Genomic DNA, 16155 nt, shown 5'->3' on the forward strand with positions numbered 1-16155 from the left:
GTGCTCACTTTCGTGTGAACGTTCCCACAGCTTCGACGTGATGAGTGTGCGGGAAGAGATCGAAAGCGCGCACACTCGAGAGCTCATACCCGCGCTCAGCGAAGAAGGCGACATCGCGCGCGAACGCCACCGGATCGCACGCAACGTAAACGACCTGGGCCGGGTGCGCCCGAGAAACGAGATCAACTACCTCACGGCCAGCGCCCGAACGCGGCGGGTCGAGAATGATGGTGGCCTTATCGAGACGCGCCCGCTCGGTGGCGGTCGCTTCTTTCAAGTGCTGACGGAGCCAGTGGTCGACACGACCGGTCTCGGCGTGAGCACCGAGCCACTCCGACAGGTTCTGCGCGGCGTGGTCCGTAGCGGCCGACTCGGCTTCGACCGAGGTGATTTTGGTCGCGGGGCCAAACTTGTCGCCCACTGCCGCAGCGAAGAGGCCAACGCCACCATAGAGATCCAAGTTGGATGCCGCGGGGTCAAACAGTTCGGGATCAATAGCGTCTTGCACTGCCGAGGTCAGCACTTGGGCGGCGCCATGGTGAACCTGCCAGAACCCGGAATCGAGCAGCGTGAACTCACGCTCCCCTACCGTTTCGGTGATGACCTGAGGCTTTTGCTTACCGATGATCAGGCGCACTCCCCCCGTGCTGGGGTTGAGAACGTCAACGCGGTCAAAACCAGTGAAGTTTTGATCGAGCGGTGCGCCAGCCGAAAGTTCAGGGGTGGCGAGCGGCAGGTCGGCAACCGGGATGACCCGGTGCGATCGGGCCGCGAACGGACCCACGTTTCCGTGTTCGTCAACGTGCAGGCTGACGCGGGTGCGCCATCCGAGTCCCTGTCGTTCGTCGTCGCCGGGAACGGCTTCGACGACCGGCGCGAGCGTGACCTTGGCCATGCGCTCGAGAGACTCGCTGAGGATTTGAGTTTTGAGTTCGCGTTGGTGGCTGAGCTCAATGTGGCCGAATTCGGCTCCACCGGCACGGTTGTCCGGATCGCGATCAACGCTCGCGGCCGACCAGACGTGCTCTTGGCGGTGTTCACTCGGCGTCACAACTTTTACTGTCTCCGCACGCCAGAACGACTTCTTTTTGTCGTCGGTAATGCGCGCGAGCACCCGTTCTCCGGGGATCGCGTCAGAGACGAACACAACACGGCCGTCGTGCCGCGCCACACTGACACCCCCGTGCGCAATGTTGGTAACGTCTACTTCGATCATCTGGCCAAGCAATTCACCCATCCCTTGAGCATAGGAGCCTTTGTGCGCCTTTATCTTGCTTCGACCTCTCCCGCGCGCCTCGCAACGCTGCGTGCGGCCGGCGTCGACCCGGTACTTTTAGCCTCTGGCGTTGACGAAGACGCTGTTGCTGCCGCAGCCCCCGGCCCCCTCGATGGCCCCGCCCTTGTTGACTTGTTGGCCCGCGCTAAGGCCGAAGCCGTTGTGGGCGCATTGGTGAATGGCGCCCCCATCGACGGCTTCATCCTCGGCGGCGATTCCGCTTTTGAATTAGATGGCGAATTATTTGGAAAACCGCATGAACCAGAGATTGCGCGGCAGCGGTGGCACGCTCAGCGCGGTCGCACGGGCATGTTGCACTCCGGCCACTGGCTCATCGATCACCGCGGGGGCAAAGTTCGTGGCGCCACCGGTGCTGTCTCGAGTGCCAGCGTGAGCTTCGCCGCCAATATTTCGGATGCCGAAATCGACGCCTATGTCGCCACCGGTGAGCCGCTGAAGGTCGCCGGTTCCTTCACGATTGATAGCCTCGGCGCTGCGTTCATCGAGAGCATCGAAGGCGACCCGCACGCTGTGGTGGGCCTCTCGGTCTCGTTGGTGCGCCAACTCATGCGCGAGTTCGACTCCGAGTGGACCGATCTCTGGAACATCGATCGCCCGTCTCTGTAGGCATTCACAGTGCTTGTCTTAGATTTTTGTGCGCTTCCGCCCAAGGCTTCGGCCATCATCCCCATAAGCTAGGTCACTATGGCTCGTATTACGAAGGTACTCATCGCCAACCGCGGAGAGATCGCCGTTCGCGTTATCCGCGCGGCTAAAGACAGTGGCATCGGTTCAGTGGCGGTTTATGCCGACCAGGATCGGGATGCTCGGCACGTGAAGCTCGCCGATGAGGCATATGCCCTCGAGGGCTCCACGAGTGCTGAGACGTATCTCGTGATCGACAAGATCCTGTCGATCGCCCGCCGCTCCGGCGCTGACGCTATTCATCCGGGCTACGGCTTCCTCGCAGAGAACGCCGACTTCGCTCGTGCCGTCATCGAGGCTGGCATCATCTGGATCGGCCCGTCTCCCGAAGCCATCGAGAAGCTGGGCGACAAAGTTTCGGCTCGCCACATCGCCGAGAAGGTGGGCGCACCGCTCGCTCCCGGAACCCTCAACCCCGTCTCAGGCGCGGAGGAAGTTCTTGACTTCGTTGATCTTCACGGTCTCCCCGTTGCTATCAAGGCAGCCTTCGGCGGCGGCGGTCGCGGCCTCAAGGTTGCTCGCACTCGCGAAGAAATTCCGGAATTGTTCGACTCCGCCACCCGAGAGGCTGTTGCCGCCTTCGGTCGCGGCGAGTGCTTCGTGGAGAAGTACCTCGACCAACCTCGTCACGTCGAAACCCAGTGCCTCGCGGATGCTCACGGCAATGTTGTCGTGATTTCCACCCGCGACTGCTCGCTGCAGCGTCGCCACCAGAAGCTTGTTGAAGAAGCACCGGCCCCGTTCCTTAGCGATGAGCAGAACAAGGCCCTGTACGAGTCCTCCAAGGCCATTTTGCGCGAAGTGGGCTACCTCGGCGCCGGCACCTGTGAGTTCCTCGTAGCCAAGGACGGCACGATTTCGTTCCTCGAAGTGAACACTCGCCTCCAGGTCGAGCACCCGGTCTCTGAAGAAGTGACGGGCATCGACCTCGTTCGCGAACAATTCCGCATCGCCGAAGGTGGAGTGCTCGACTACGACGACCCCACCCCGCGCGGCCACTCCTTTGAGTTCCGCATCAATGGTGAAGACGCCGGCCTGAACTTCATGCCCTCCCCCGGTCCCGTGCACGTTCTGCGCGTCCCCGGTGGCCCCGGCATCCGTGTCGACAGTGGTGTCACGACGGGCGACGAGATCAGCGGCGCCTTCGACTCGCTGCTCGCCAAGCTCATCGTTACCGGTTCCAGCCGCGAGGATGCTCTTGAACGTTCACGCCGTGCCCTCGACGAGTTCGAGGTTGCTGGCCTTCCCACGGTGCTCCCGTTCCACCGCAAGATCGTGCGCGATCCTGCTTTCACGAGCAACCCCTTCAGCGTGTACACGCGCTGGATCGAAACCGAGTTCGAGAACGACATCGAGCCCTGGACCGGATCTCTCGCCGATGAAACTCCCGTTGTCGCTCGCCACAACGTGGTCGTTGAGGTCAACGGCAAGCGCGTCGAGGTGAATCTGCCCTCCAAGCTCGTACCGAGCACGTCGACCGGCGCAACGCTCTCGGCCGCTCCTAAGCGTCGGGCAGCATCCAGCGTCAACACGATCACCGGTGACTCGGTCAAGGCACCGATGCAGGCGACGATCGTGAAGGTTGCGGTTGCTGAGGGCGACAAAGTCGTCAAGGGCGACCTCATCCTCGTTCTCGAAGCGATGAAGATGGAACAGCCGCTCGTCGCGCACAAGGATGGCGTCGTTACATCGATCAACGCATCAGTCGGCCTGACGGTCTCGTCTGGCCACCTGCTCATGAACATCGCTGATTAGGGCGCGCAGCTCCACGCCCTGACAGCAAAAGAAAGGCCGCACATTCCGTCTCGCGACGGGCTGTGCGGCCTTTGCCGTTGGTGGACCCTAGGAGATTTGAACTCCTGACCTCCTCGATGCGAACGAGGCGCGCTACCAACTGCGCCAAGGGCCCGTACTGCTGAACCAACAATATCACCGCGCATCCGAAGGAGTGAACCTCGTGCGAAACGCGGCACGATCACACCGTGCGGTGCCGACAACGCAGCCGCGATCCCGCAGGATCGCCCGAGCTAGCTAGCGCGGCGACGAGCGAGCGCTGCGTCGAGGTCGGGCGCGCGGCCGTCAACCTCGACAATGCCCATACCGGCAAAGCGACTGGGCGGGGATGCCGCGGCAGGTGCTTCGGCAGGTGCAGCCGGCGTGTTCTTAGCTTCGCGCGCAAGCTCTGCTTCTCGCGTTGCTGAGGCCATGGCGGCGGTGTTAGCGCGCAAGGCTTGTTCGGCGGACTCCGCCGCAGCCCGCAGCTCGCTGTCGATCTTCCCAGCGTGACGGGCAGCAGCGACTGCTGCTTCGGGAGCGTTACCGCGAGTGAGGTACATCGGCTTGGGCACCGGCACGGGCGTCCAGCTGACTTTCGAGGTGACGTCTTCGACGGGAGCGTCTGACGACAGTACGACGCGACGACGGGGTGCTGCGGCACGCGTTGCGGGAGCGCTCTCGTCGCGGCGGGCGCGCGAACGCTCAGCGAGGCGGGACAGCATTGCGGTGGCACTGATGCCGGCCATGGTCGCTGCGGCGAGAATCAACCACGTTCCGGAGGCAAGAGCTGCTCCAGCGGTGAAGATCATGACGACGTTGACCGTGACGACTGCGATGCTTGCGAGCAAGACGAGGGCGGTGAAGGCGCGGGTACGGCGAAGGCGACGGGCCGAAAGTGCGAGCGCTTCTTCTCGTGTCGGCGGGGTCACGGCGCGACCAACGGCAACGGGTCCTTGATTTACTTGCGCTTTGGCGAGTTCGGCGGCCTGACGCGCCACTGCTTCGGCGCGAACCTCATCCGGCACTTCCGATGTCTGCGCCAGCACGCGGATCGTCTGCTGCAGCCGAACAGCATTGCGCTCGGTGGCCAAGTATTCGCGATTCTTGAACCAGTTGGGAACCAGGTACACCAACCACAGCGCCGCGGCGAGCGCGATCATGACGCCGCCGCCGATGCTGGTGAGTTCCATGGCTATACGGTACGAGCATCCGCGCGTGACAGGCCGTCGGCACGCGGCAGTGATCTCAAAACTTGCTGAGAGTGTGCCTTCTACCGGCGGGGAAGGTTCATCGGTTGGGATGCCTTGAGGCGGTCCTCGGGTGGAATGTGGGCATCCTGCTCGGGAGCCTGCCCGGATTGCCAGCGACGGTAAACGCCCTGCGGAATTTCCTCCACGGTGAGCGCGAAGCAAAAGTGGTCGCGCCAGTCCCCATCGATGTGGATGTAGCGGCGGCGGAGTTGCTCGTACCGAAAGCCGAGCTTCTCGACCACGCGCAGGCTCGGCTCGTTCTCCGGGCGAATGCAGATCTCCATGCGGTGGAGCCCGAGCTGAAAGAAGCAGTAGTCGGTGGCCAGCGCTACGGCCGTGGGCGTGAGGCCTTTACCCGCGAACCGCTCCGACACCCAATAACCAATGGATGCTGACGCCAGCGACCCATAAGTGATCGACGACACGTTAAGTTGGCCCGCAACCTCGCCGTCGTACTCAATAACGAAGGGCAGCCCGGTGCCAGCACGGGACTGTTGCAGCAAACCCCGGATGCTCGACTTCACGTCAAAGGACGCGGGGCCGACCGGGCTCGTGGCTTCCCACTTGCGGAGCCACCCCCGGTTATCGCGGAGTTCTTGTTCCAATGCCCGAGCGTCACGCACCCGAATCGCGCGAATCGTGATGCTTCCTTCGCCGAGCGTCGGAATGCCGTACGCCACTGACTAGTCCAGAGTTGCGCTGAACTGCTGCAGCCACGGGCGCAGCTCGGGGCCCAAGTCGTCGCGCTCTACGGCAAGCTGCACGATGGCCTTGATGTAGTCGAGGCGGTCACCCGTGTCGTAACGGCGGCCGCGGAAGACGACACCGTAGACACCACCGGCGATGTCGCTTTCGGCCATCTCGAGCAGAGCATCCGTCAACTGGATTTCGCCGCCCTTGCCGGGATCGGTGCGCTCAAGAATCTCGAAGATTTCGGGGCGCAACACGTAACGGCCGATGATGGCGAGGTTAGAAGGAGCAGTGCCCTGAGCGGGCTTTTCTACGAGGCCCGTGATGCGCACGACGTCGTCATCGTCTGTCGCTTCGACCGTGGCGATGCCGTACATGTGGCTCTGGGCGGGGTCGACCTCCATGAGGGCGATAACGGTCGCATTGCGCGAAATCTGCTCATCGAGCATGCGCGACAGCAAAACGTCGCGCTCGTCAATGAGGTCGTCGCCGAGCAGTACAGCGAAGGGTTCTTGACCCACGTGCATCTTGGCGCGCAGTACCGCGTGGCCGAGACCGCGAGGGTCGCCCTGGCGCACGTAGTGCATGTCGGCGAGGTCGTTAGAGTACTCCACTTTGTGCAGGCGATCCGTGTCGCCCTTTTGCTCGAGAGTGGCCTCGAGCTCCGTCATGCGGTCGAAGTGATTCTCGAGGGCGTTCTTGTTTCGCCCAGTGATCATCAGCACGTCGGTAAGGCCAGCGTTCACCGCCTCTTCAACAACGTATTGGATGGCCGGCTTGTCGACCACCGGCAACATTTCTTTCGGCATTGCCTTTGTTGCCGGCAAGAATCGAGTGCCCAGACCTGCAGCAGGGATAACCGCTTTAGTAATCTTCGTAGCCATGGGTACATGGTAGTCGGCCAGTCTCGTAGAATGCCTTTATGACCGACGACGTCAGTCACGACAAACGTGCACTAAGGGCCGAATTACGCGAACGCCGACGCATCTGCACCGCTAAAGAGCGGGAAGAATTTAACTCAGGCGTAACAGCGAACCTCATCGAACTTGCTCAGCGCCTCGGTTCCACCTCGATAGCCGCCTATCTGTCGACCACCGACGAGCCCGAAACGCGTGGTTTTTTGCGCTGGGCGTGCGACCACGACATCACGGTGCTGCTGCCCATCTCGCGAGCTGACGGCCTGCTCGACTGGGCTCCGTACGACGGCGAAGAAGAAGACAAAGACCTCATCGGTATGCCCGCTCCGACGAGCGAGGTACTTGGCCCGATCGCTATCAACGACGTTGACCTCATTATTGTGCCGGCGGCATCCGTCGATCATTCCGGAATGCGCATGGGCTGGGGCCGCGGCTACTTCGACAAGACGCTCGGCTCGATGGAGACCAAGCCTCCCGTCTACGCCGTGATCTTCGACAACGAATATGTGGCAGAAGTGCCCACCGAAATTCATGACCAACCAGTGGATGGCATTGTTACCCCCTCGGGGATTGTCACCATCACCGAGCACAACTAAGGATCTCGTGCCTACCTACTCTTACCGCTGCACCGAGTGCGACAACGCTTTCGACATTCAGCAGTCGTTCACCGATGACTCGCTCACGGTCTGCCCCGCCTGCCAGGGCAAGTTGCGCAAGATTTTCTCCGCCGTCGGCGTCACGTTCAATGGCTCGGGCTTCTACCGCAACGACTCGCGCTCCACCACGAGCTCCACAGATTCGAGCTCGGGCTCGTCGAGTTCGAAGTCGTCAACGACCAAGACATCTGGCTCAGGTTCGGGGGATTCCGGCTCGTCGAGTTCGTCGTCGTCGAGTTCGTCATCGACGTCAGGATCATCAACTTCTTCGGGATCTTCTTCGTCTTCCTCTTCACCATCGGCTGCTAAAGCGTCATAGTTGACGTATCCCCCACTACAAGGAGCACCAATGTTAAGCGGATTCAAAGCGTTCATTTTGCGCGGAAATGTAATCGATCTCGCCGTTGCGGTCGTTATTGGCGCTGCGTTCAGCGCGGTCGTTACGAGCATCGTCGAAGCTGTCTTCAACCCCCTCATCGGCGCACTCTTCAATGCCGAATCACTATCGACAGCACTGCGAGTCGCCATCCCTACCGCTAGCGGTGGAGAAGCAGAGATCTTCTTCGGAGCGGTCATCGCAGCGATCATCCAGTTCCTGCTCGTTGCTGTTGTCGTGTACTTCGCGATCGTGGCTCCCATGAACTACGCCAACAAGCTCGCGGATGCCCGCAAGCCCAAGGTCGTTGAGCCCGAAGCGGGCCCGACCGAAGCAGAACTGCTTCTCCAGATTCGCGACTTGCTCGCTAAGCAAAACAGCTAGCGAAACTGAGCTCTCACTCGAGCTACTCCCGAAGCTCGAGCACTCACGGCGAGCGGCCAAGGAACTTACCCCCAATGCGGAGGTTTCTCGCCCTTGAGTCGCTCGTCGTTTTCGTTGCTCTGGTGCCGTTTTGGCTCGCCCGTGGGGTGCGGATCTGACCCTGCCGGCGGCGGCGTCGTCACCCGACGGCTCTTGGATCGCTTCGCCCGCGACGTTGTCTCCGCGACTGGTTCCGGTTCGACGCTCGAAGCTGCAGCGGCGCTCGCAACTGCCGCGGCGCTCGACACCACGTCGGCGGATGACTTCACGTTCGTACCGGCGACCGCGTCGTTGCTGCGATCCGCCATTACTGCTCGGGGCGCTTGGCGGGGATGATCGTGATGGGCTCGGTGGTGGGAGCAGGTTCTGCTCCGAGCATCCGGGCCACCTTGTCGGCTACCTGGTCAGGATCGCTGAAAAGTTCAAAAGCGTGCACGCGCAGGTAGTGCCAGCCGAGGCGGCGCAGCAGCTCCGGGCGCAAACGCAGTGACTCGCGCAGGCTCGACTCGTGAACCATCGCATCGGTCTCGATCGTGCCACAGCGCCCACCGCGCGAAGCAACGAGGCCAAGCTTGCCTCGGTGGCCGAGAGCAACGCGCAATCCGCGAGCTTCGAGGCGACGAGCGAGATCGACGAGCATGGGATCGCTGTCGTCGGGCACGGGAACTTCGGCGTAGCGGGCATCCACTTCGTCGAGCACTTCAGCCAGCGCAACCGCACCGTGCTTCATACGACCATCGTCGAGGTCTTCTGAGCGGAACGACGTAACGATCTCGAGCGAACGACGAGCGCGCGTCATCGCCACCGCAAGCAGTCGCTCTCCCCCGGGCTCGCCGAGCGAACCGAAGTCGGAGAGCACGCGCCCGTGCGGCGTGCGGCCGTATCCGATGGAGAAGATAACCCGGTCGCGGCTTTGGGCCACGGCCTGATCGATCGTTGTGACAGTGAACGGTTCTGCACGATCGCCGATGATGACGTCGAGCAATTCCGGGCGACGGCGGCTGACAGCATCCAATACCGCCTGCATGACGCGAACGGAGTGCACGGGGCTAGCCGTGATAACCATAAGCGACTCTTGAGGGCGCTTAGTGGCGTGATCGAGAACGAGCTCGACAACGCGCGCAACCTCAGCGTCGGGGCTTTCGACCGCTCCCGAGTCGGGATCGGGCATTCCCACACCGTCAGCAACGTAACTGACCGCAAGGCTGCCATGCCCGAGGAAGCTTCCGGCCCACGGCAACGACTCGATCTGGCCGTCGTAGAAACGACGGTTCACGAGTTCGGCAAGCTCTTCTCCGCCGGGACGGTAGCTGCGCGTGAGAGTCAAGGTCGGCAGCAGGCCGCTGAGCTTGGCAAACGCCGAGTCCGCAACGAGGGCTTCGCGAGTTTCGTCATCGATGGGCTGCGGCAGGTCGCCGGTAGCGTCGCGCACGGCGGTCTCGAACGGTGTCGGAGACTGGATGACGGGGTCACCAATAACGACAACCTGCTTCGAGCGGCGAATAGCTCCGGCCGCTTCGGCAACAGTGACGGCGCCGGCATCCACGAGCACGACGGTGTCGAACGGCATAGTGTCGACGACGGAATCGATCTCGTAGGGCGAAGCGAGCCACACCGGCGCGATCGTTCGTGACAAGTGCGGTGCCGAGGTTTGTACGTCAAAGGACGTGAGACGGTCTTTGGCAAGCGCGCGCTTGAGGGCGCTCGCCTCGTCGGGCCAGTCGACCAGACCGATCTTCCAGTTTTCGGCGATCTGCCACGACAACTGCTTGGCGTTGGCCGAGGCGTGCGCTTCGTCCACGAGACGGAAGTCTGCTTCGAGACGGTCAACAACGGACGTGTTGGCGTTCAACAGAGCGCGGTCCACTTCGAGCATGGAGTCGAGCGCCGACTTCCACCACGACAGTTCAAGTTCAGCGGCAACCTGATCCTCGGGAACGTGGCGCTCGGCCAGGTCTTCGATGAGGGGGTTGAGCTTCAAGTCGCGCAAGCTGCCCATAAGCGCCGTGCGCTCCTGCAGGTTGTTGAGCACATCAGACTCGGCTGCGAGCGACGCGACCTTCTCAATGAGGAACGGGATCGGCAGCGCCGAGAGGTTCACGTGCGAGTCCGCGATTCCCAAGGGAATATCGAGGAGAGCGAGATCTTCCGACACCTGCTGGTACGAGCGCTGCACTTCGCCAATACCCACGGGCACTGCCGGGCTCGCACCCTCGGCGACAAAACGGTGCCAGAGCACACGCTGCTTCTGGATGCGCTTGAGAGCACCGTGCATGTCAGGAACGCGAACGCCGGGGCGCACGTATTCGAGCGCGAGCTTCTTGAGGCGACGGCGGTTAGCACTCGTCATCTCCGGGAAGTCGCGGCGCGGAGCCGTGGCCGCAATGAGTTCGGTGATCGCGCGGTCGAACACGGTAGGCACGAAGCGGTCGAGGGTTTCGCGGAGATCCACGAGCAGTCGCAGGTACACCCCGAGCTCATCGATGCTCTGGAACGGGCGCATGCGAGTGTTCGAGACGAGACGGTTGGCGACATCCAACAGTTCAGAGAGTTGGCCATTGACTCGCTGGGCGACCTGATGAGCCTTGAGCGCCTCGCCACCGTTAGCGAACTGTGCGCCGTACCACGGAGAATCGCCGGGGCCGTACTTGAACTCGCCGAGCTTGGCGGCAGCGATGATCACGCCGGTAGCGGCACTGCGGTCCTTGGCGAGCTTCTCTACCGCTTCGCGCGACAGACGTGCCGTCGTGGAAGGCGGAGTGGGCAGCAGTGCGAGACGGCTGAGCTCCGAGACGCAATCGAGAACCGAGACGCCAAGCACACCGTCGGTGACCGACATGGACTCCCGGTAGTCGAGCATGATCTTGCGCAGGCGAAGCAGCGCGTCATCCACGTCTTCGATCTGAGGCTTGCTGGCTTTTTCACTGCGAGAAATGGAACGGATGATGTCGCGACGAAGCGTGCGCGGGGATACCGAGAGACCCGGAAGCCCAATATCGGCGAAGCGATCGGCGATCGACTGCAGGGAGGCTCGACGCGGGCTCACGACGAGAACGCGCTTGTTCTGGGCAACGAGGGCTCCGACCGCATTCACGATCGTTTGGGTGCCGCCGGTACCGGGCAGAGTGCGAACCACGAGCGAGTTGCCCGCTTCGATCTGCGCGATGACGTTCTCTTGTTCAGCATCCGCGTCGAGAAGAAGGTTGTCAGTCTGCGGCGAGCGCTCGTCGGCCGAAAGAGCGGGAACGGGAGCGTAACCCTCCTTGATGGTCCACGCTGCGGCGGTGTTGCCGGCGAGCGCGTCAAGGATCGGGTGCTTGAGATCGGCGGCGTCATCGGCCAGGCCGTGGGCGACATCCGCGAACGATGACACGACGAGGCGCGGGCTGACCCCGAACGCGTCGAGGTGCGAAGTGAGGCCGCGAAGTCGGTCAATAACGGGATTCGGCTTGAACGTGCCGTCGGCGTCAGTCAGAGCCACAAACGACTCGGCATCGAGGCGCAGATTGAACTGCTCGTCGAGAGCGCGAGCAAGAGCGGGGTTCAAGAAGGCGCTGCCGCGAAGCTTGAGCTCGAAGTCTCGACCGTGACGACGGATGGCGAGCGGGCGCAACAAGACGGGAGCACAGAACTCGACATCGTTATGGGTCCAGCGCGCAATACCGATTCCCAAGTGCACCGAATCGATACCACGGGCCGTTGCCAGTTCAAGGCCCTTGGCCGCAACGGCGCCCGCAGCGGTTTTCGCCGAGCGCAGTGCGACATCGTCACGAATGAGGCTCGAGAGCAGTGTGCGCTTGCCCGTGATGAACTGCGCAAGGCCACCGGGATGGGTGGTTGAAAGATCCACTCTCGTGCGAGGCGAATCAACGAAGTGGATGAGCGGCGAACGCCCACCCAGTTCAGACAACTGTGTACGCCACTGCGTCCATGTGGGCTCTGCAACGTTTCCGGCCATAATGTTTGGCTCACCAAAACTCAGCGTGTGAGGCGCTGTCACTTGAATGTGGGCGTGAGCGTGCTCGTTTTCGGCATCGTCAATGTCGGGGCCGCCCGTTTCTGGGTCCCCCGTGAAATCATCCGAAACTTTATCTGCACGCCACACACCGCCACCTTAAGCTGCCCAGCGCAATAAAGCCTGTAACCGCCGCGGGTTTCGCAAGACTCACTGGCAGGCGGCACCCCCAGTTCATGCGGCACGCGACCGTAGAATACGGTGCATGTTCTCCCTCGGGCTGCCCCTTCTCGTCGCGACCGATGCCGCGGATGTCGTGCGCGGCACCACGATCGCGGTAGTCACCGTCGTTGTGCTCGTGTTGGCAGTGGGAGCCGTCGCCTTTGTGGCGCTGTTTCGTCGAGGTGGAGACCGCGGCATCCGCGGAACGGCATCGCAATCGACTCTGGAGTCGCGCGCGGCTGGTCTCCTCGTTGCTCTCGATGACCGGGTTCGCGAAGCTGATTTAGAGCTGGGGTTTGCCGTTGCCCAATTCGGGGCAGAGACTGCCCGCGATTTTGCAAACGCCCTTGCCGAAGCGCGCGACCAGTTGACGGAGGCGTTCCGGCTCGGCCAGCAACGGGACGAGGCTCCGAGCACCGCCGATCAGCGCCGCCGCAGCCTGACGCTGCAGATGACTGCCCTCTGCGAGAAGGCGCTCGCCAGTCTCGACAATTTCGACGCCTCATTCGCCGCGCGACGCCATAACGAGGCTGCGGCAGCAACCACCGAACAGCAATTGCGCTCAGAGGTCGAGTCACTTCGCGAGCGATTGGCTACGGCAGCTCGTCAACTGGAAACAGCGGAACACGACTATGCGGACGAAGCGCTGACGGTCGCTCGTCGAGAGCTAGCGGCTGGCCAGACAGAGCTTGCGGCAGCCGCGACTGCTCTGGATGCTGCGGCGCCGAGCATTAGCCCCACCGGCGTCAACGCGGTCACCGACACCCTGCGCACCGCAGCAAACTCGCTCCATCGAGCACAGCGCGCGGCGGCGGCCACTGCCCGGTCTCTTGCGGAACTCGCCGAAGCGGATGCTGCCGTGCTGCAGCTGCGCGACACAACCCGCACCGATTTGCACGAAGCTCGACTCGCGGCGGAGTCGGCCCCCGACCCGCAGAGCGGAGCGCGTATTCTTGCGGCGATCGCGGCCAACGAGCGGGCGCTGGAGCTCACGGCAGCGGAATCCGACACTCGCCACAGCCCGCTCGAACAGCTGGAATTGCTGAATGATGCGGGGGCAGAACTCGATAGCGCTCTCGCGACGGCGCGGAACCAGCAACAAAGGTTCGAACACGCCCGCGCCGCCTACCAAGGAACCCTGGTGGCGGCACGAAGTCAGATCTCAGTCGTTCGAGAGCTAGTGGGGCGGGGCGGAGCCAGTGCTTGCGCCCGCACCCGGCTAGCAGAGGCGGAGCGTCAGCTGATGATCGCTGAAGCCGAGACAGATCCGGTGGAGGCCCTTGACGCCATCCGCCGATCGGTTACTCATGCTCGAGATGCTGACGCTCTCGCCCGCTACTAGCGGCGGAACAGTGACGAATACATCGCCACCGTTCCCGAAGCTTGTGACCCGTTAGGCCTGGTCGATCACGGCGAAGTTCACTGCGCCGTTCTCGCCCACGTTGGCATCGAGCGTCTTGTCGCTCAGAGCGACCGACGCGTTTTCTTCGAGGAAGACGCGCGCACCATCGGCTTCAACGACAGAGTCGCCAGCCTCCGGAGCCGCAACAACGGCGACGGTCAAGTTGGGAGCGCCAGGCTCTCCGTTAATTCGAAGCCCCGAGGCATCCGCGTTGGGGTCTTGCTCGACGATCGTTTTGACGACCGTGGTGGCTGTTTCGGTGAGGGTGAGCATATGTTCGTCCTTCCAGGTTCAGCGAGATGAAACCCCCACGATTCCTTAGTGAGTAGCAGTCAGCAAGCCTGAGCGGTGATTATGAGGCAACTCTCATAGAGAGGGGATGCGACGGTCAGGATGCGCGGCGAGTTTGCTTGCGTCATGGTGCATGCGCTCAGGCACCCGACCGGTAGAATTGAGGCTGGAGTGCCGGGAAGTCTGGTCGGCGATTGTGTCGGCGACCCCGCTGACGAACCTCAACGTCTGGAATTTTGTGACCTCACCCACTAAAAAGCTGAGCCCCCGTAAGCGAGTACGCCGGTGGGTAACCATGGAGACCACCAGCGGCATTCTGCTGATGGTCGCGGCAGCGATTGCGCTGATTTGGGCCAACTCCCCGTGGCGTGAAGGCTATGCCGCGCTTGCCGAAACCACCATCGGCCCCGAGTCACTGCACTTGAACCTCACTCTTGCCACGTGGGCGGCCGACGGCCTGCTCGCGATCTTCTTCTTCGTTGTTGGTGTCGAGCTCAAGCAAGAGCTCGTTGCCGGCAGCCTGCGCAAGCCGCGCGAAGCTGCTGTTCCCGTTTTCGCCGCCATCGGCGGAATGCTCTTTCCCGCGCTGCTCTTCACGCTGATCATTCTCATCTCGGGCGACTCGACCGCGCTCGGCGGCTGGGCGATCCCCACCGCCACCGATATTGCGTTCGCTCTCGCCGTGCTCGCCATCTTCGGCCGCGGTCTTCCGCGCGCGCTGCGCACCTTCCTTCTCACGATGGCCGTGGTGGATGACCTGCTCGCGATCGTCATCATCGCCCTGTTCTACACCGAGAGCATCGACCTGCTGTCGCTGCTGTTCTCGCTCGTGGCGATCGTGCTCTTCGGTCTTGTCGTTCGCTCGCGCAAGCCTCGCTGGTGGCTGCTGATCCCCCTCGCCCTTGTGGCCTGGGCGTTCATGCACGACTCCGGTGTTCACGCGACGATCGCCGGTGTCGTTCTCGGCTTCACCGTTCCCGCCAAGCTCGTGCACGGCGAGAAAGACACTCGCACGCACGCGTTCGATGACGCTGTTCGCCCCACATCATCCGGAATCGCCCTGCCGGTCTTCGCCTTCTTCGCCGCCGGCGTCTCGCTCGGTGGCGATGAGAGCGTCAGCGACGTGCTGGTGCAGCCGGTTGTGGCCGCCATTATCGTCGGTCTGGTTCTGGGAAAAATCATCGGTGTACTCGGGACAACCGCGGTCATCACCAAGGTCACTAAGTTCCGTCTCGCCGACTCGATCGGGCTTCGAGACTTGCTGCCGATCGGGTTCCTCACGGGTATCGGCTTCACGGTATCGCTGCTCATCTCGGAGCTTTCGTTCCCCGATAGCGAGCACACCACCGGCGCTAAGCTCGCCATTCTCATCGGCACCGCCCTAGCGGCCGTTCTCGCCGCGATCAGCCTGCGCTGGGACTCACGCCTCGCCCGCAAGCGCGACATGAACGAGGATGGAATCCCCGACCGCGACAAGGCCCTCATCGAAGACGAGGACTAAGCCGCGGCACCTAGGCACTGCCGAAAGGATGCACCGTGTCCGACCCTCTGAGCCAGCACACCGACTACGGCCAACTACCGCTCAATGATTCGGATGTGCTCGCTGACCCGATCGAGCAGTTCCGGTTGTGGCTGGCCAACGCCAGCGAAGCAGCCGTTTACGAACCCAACGCAATGGTTCTTTCGACGGTGGATGCTGAGGGCTCCCCCAGCGCTCGCACCGTTCTCTTGCGCGCCATTGACAGCGCGGGCTTCGAGTTCTTCACGAACTACAGCTCGATCAAGGGGCGCGCTTTGTTGGCGAACTCCGCGACCGCACTGACCTTCCCTTGGTATTCAATCCACCGGCAGGTACTGGTGCAGGGAACCGCTCGGCCCGTTGCCGCAGCTCTTTCTGACGCCTACTTCGCCACGCGACCGCGAGGCAGTCAAATCGCGGCGCACGCCAGCGAACAATCTCAACCCATCGCATCCCGAGCACTCTTGGAGCAGCGAGTGACGGAGCTCGAAGCCGAGTTTGAGGGGCGCGATGTGCCGCGCCCTGCTGACTGGGGCGGCTTTGTTGTCGAGCCCCACACGATCGAGTTCTGGCAGGGTCGCGGCTCACGCCTTCACGACCGGGTGCGATTCGTGCGCACGGACTCAGGCGAATGGGACCGGCTGCGGCTTCAACCGTAGAGCACGGCCAACCGTTCCTTAGACGCAACGAAACCCCG

15 protein-coding genes, 1 tRNA gene and 1 pseudogene are annotated in these 16155 nt (G+C 62.6%); 9 read left to right on the forward strand and 8 right to left on the reverse strand.

What is annotated here, in order from left to right; all coding sequences use genetic code 11:
* Window positions 1–4 precede the first annotated feature (4 nt).
* Window positions 5–1237 (reverse strand): class I SAM-dependent RNA methyltransferase, encoded by a 1233-nt coding sequence (locus ACWTV1_RS04390; protein ID WP_498504278.1) that lies wholly within the window; start codon window positions 1235–1237, stop codon window positions 5–7.
* A 21-nt stretch (window positions 1238–1258) separates the two neighbouring features.
* Here ACWTV1_RS04390 and ACWTV1_RS04395 point away from each other — a divergent pair, with 21 nt between their 5' ends.
* Together ACWTV1_RS04395 and ACWTV1_RS04400 are read left to right on the forward strand one after the other, a co-directional pair.
* Window positions 1259–1903, forward strand: a complete 645-nt coding sequence (locus tag ACWTV1_RS04395) for a Maf family protein (RefSeq protein ID WP_498504279.1) — start codon at window positions 1259–1261, stop codon at window positions 1901–1903.
* A gap of 78 nt (window positions 1904–1981) precedes the next feature.
* Entirely contained in the window at window positions 1982–3736 is a 1755-nt protein-coding gene (locus tag ACWTV1_RS04400; protein WP_498504280.1) for an acetyl/propionyl/methylcrotonyl-CoA carboxylase subunit alpha, read from the forward strand.
* A gap of 78 nt (window positions 3737–3814) precedes the next feature.
* Here ACWTV1_RS04400 and ACWTV1_RS04405 read toward each other — a convergent pair.
* From ACWTV1_RS04405 to galU, 4 genes are all read right to left on the reverse strand, one after another.
* A tRNA-Ala gene (locus ACWTV1_RS04405) sits at window positions 3815–3890 on the reverse strand.
* Between the two features lie 118 nt (window positions 3891–4008).
* Entirely contained in the window at window positions 4009–4947 is a 939-nt protein-coding gene (locus ACWTV1_RS04410) for a hypothetical protein (protein ID WP_498504281.1), read from the reverse strand.
* An 80-nt stretch (window positions 4948–5027) separates the two neighbouring features.
* Window positions 5028–5687, reverse strand: coding sequence for a GNAT family N-acetyltransferase (locus ACWTV1_RS04415; RefSeq protein ID WP_341619398.1), 660 nt, complete (start codon window positions 5685–5687; stop codon window positions 5028–5030).
* Window positions 5688–5690: 3 nt separating this feature from the next.
* Window positions 5691–6581, reverse strand: a complete 891-nt coding sequence (gene galU, locus ACWTV1_RS04420) for a UTP--glucose-1-phosphate uridylyltransferase GalU (protein WP_498504282.1) — start codon at window positions 6579–6581, stop codon at window positions 5691–5693.
* A gap of 38 nt (window positions 6582–6619) precedes the next feature.
* Here galU and ACWTV1_RS04425 point away from each other — a divergent pair, with 38 nt between their 5' ends.
* Window positions 6620–7210: a 5-formyltetrahydrofolate cyclo-ligase gene (locus tag ACWTV1_RS04425; protein ID WP_498504283.1), complete on the forward strand. Its 591-nt coding sequence runs from the start codon at window positions 6620–6622 to the stop codon at window positions 7208–7210.
* A pseudogene (locus ACWTV1_RS04430) lies at window positions 7161–7358 on the forward strand (FmdB family zinc ribbon protein); the annotation flags it as partial. The gene ACWTV1_RS04425 and the pseudogene ACWTV1_RS04430, both read left to right, overlap by 50 nt.
* A 14-nt stretch (window positions 7359–7372) precedes the next feature.
* On the opposite strand, the gene ACWTV1_RS04435 reads toward ACWTV1_RS04430, so the two are convergent.
* The gene (locus ACWTV1_RS04435; RefSeq protein ID WP_498505054.1) at window positions 7373–7636 is read right to left on the reverse strand and encodes a hypothetical protein; all 264 of its coding nucleotides are present in this window, start codon (window positions 7634–7636) and stop codon (window positions 7373–7375) included.
* Here ACWTV1_RS04435 and mscL point away from each other — a divergent pair.
* The gene (gene mscL, locus ACWTV1_RS04440) at window positions 7620–8030 is read left to right on the forward strand and encodes a large conductance mechanosensitive channel protein MscL (protein ID WP_498504284.1); all 411 of its coding nucleotides are present in this window, start codon (window positions 7620–7622) and stop codon (window positions 8028–8030) included. The two genes, ACWTV1_RS04435 and mscL, sit on opposite strands and share 17 nt — an antisense overlap.
* 141 nt (window positions 8031–8171) lie before the next feature.
* Entirely contained in the window at window positions 8172–8405 is a 234-nt protein-coding gene (locus ACWTV1_RS04445) for a hypothetical protein (protein ID WP_498504285.1), read from the forward strand.
* Here the strand turns inward: ACWTV1_RS04445 and ACWTV1_RS04450 are convergent.
* On the reverse strand, window positions 8377–12174 hold the full coding sequence (locus ACWTV1_RS04450) for a DEAD/DEAH box helicase (RefSeq protein ID WP_498504286.1): 3798 nt from the start codon (window positions 12172–12174) through the stop codon (window positions 8377–8379). The genes ACWTV1_RS04445 and ACWTV1_RS04450 overlap by 29 nt on opposite strands.
* Window positions 12175–12289: 115 nt before the next feature.
* Here ACWTV1_RS04450 and ACWTV1_RS04455 point away from each other — a divergent pair, with 115 nt between their 5' ends.
* Complete coding sequence (locus ACWTV1_RS04455; protein ID WP_498504287.1) at window positions 12290–13588, forward strand: hypothetical protein; 1299 nt, start codon at window positions 12290–12292, stop codon at window positions 13586–13588.
* 51 nt (window positions 13589–13639) lie between these two features.
* On the opposite strand, the gene ACWTV1_RS04460 is transcribed toward ACWTV1_RS04455, so the two are convergent.
* A complete protein-coding gene (locus tag ACWTV1_RS04460; RefSeq protein ID WP_100388412.1) occupies window positions 13640–13921 on the reverse strand; it encodes an iron-sulfur cluster assembly accessory protein in 282 nt (93 codons plus the stop codon).
* 313 nt (window positions 13922–14234) lie between these two features.
* On the opposite strand from ACWTV1_RS04460, the gene nhaA reads away from it, so the two are divergent.
* Entirely contained in the window at window positions 14235–15440 is a 1206-nt protein-coding gene (gene nhaA, locus ACWTV1_RS04465) for a Na+/H+ antiporter NhaA (protein WP_498504288.1), read from the forward strand.
* 35 nt (window positions 15441–15475) lie between these two features.
* Window positions 15476–16117: a pyridoxamine 5'-phosphate oxidase gene (gene pdxH / locus ACWTV1_RS04470; protein WP_498504289.1), complete on the forward strand. Its 642-nt coding sequence runs from the start codon at window positions 15476–15478 to the stop codon at window positions 16115–16117.
* Window positions 16118–16155 lie beyond the last annotated feature (38 nt).

Source organism: Salinibacterium sp. VpJ6 (genome assembly GCF_059767345.1).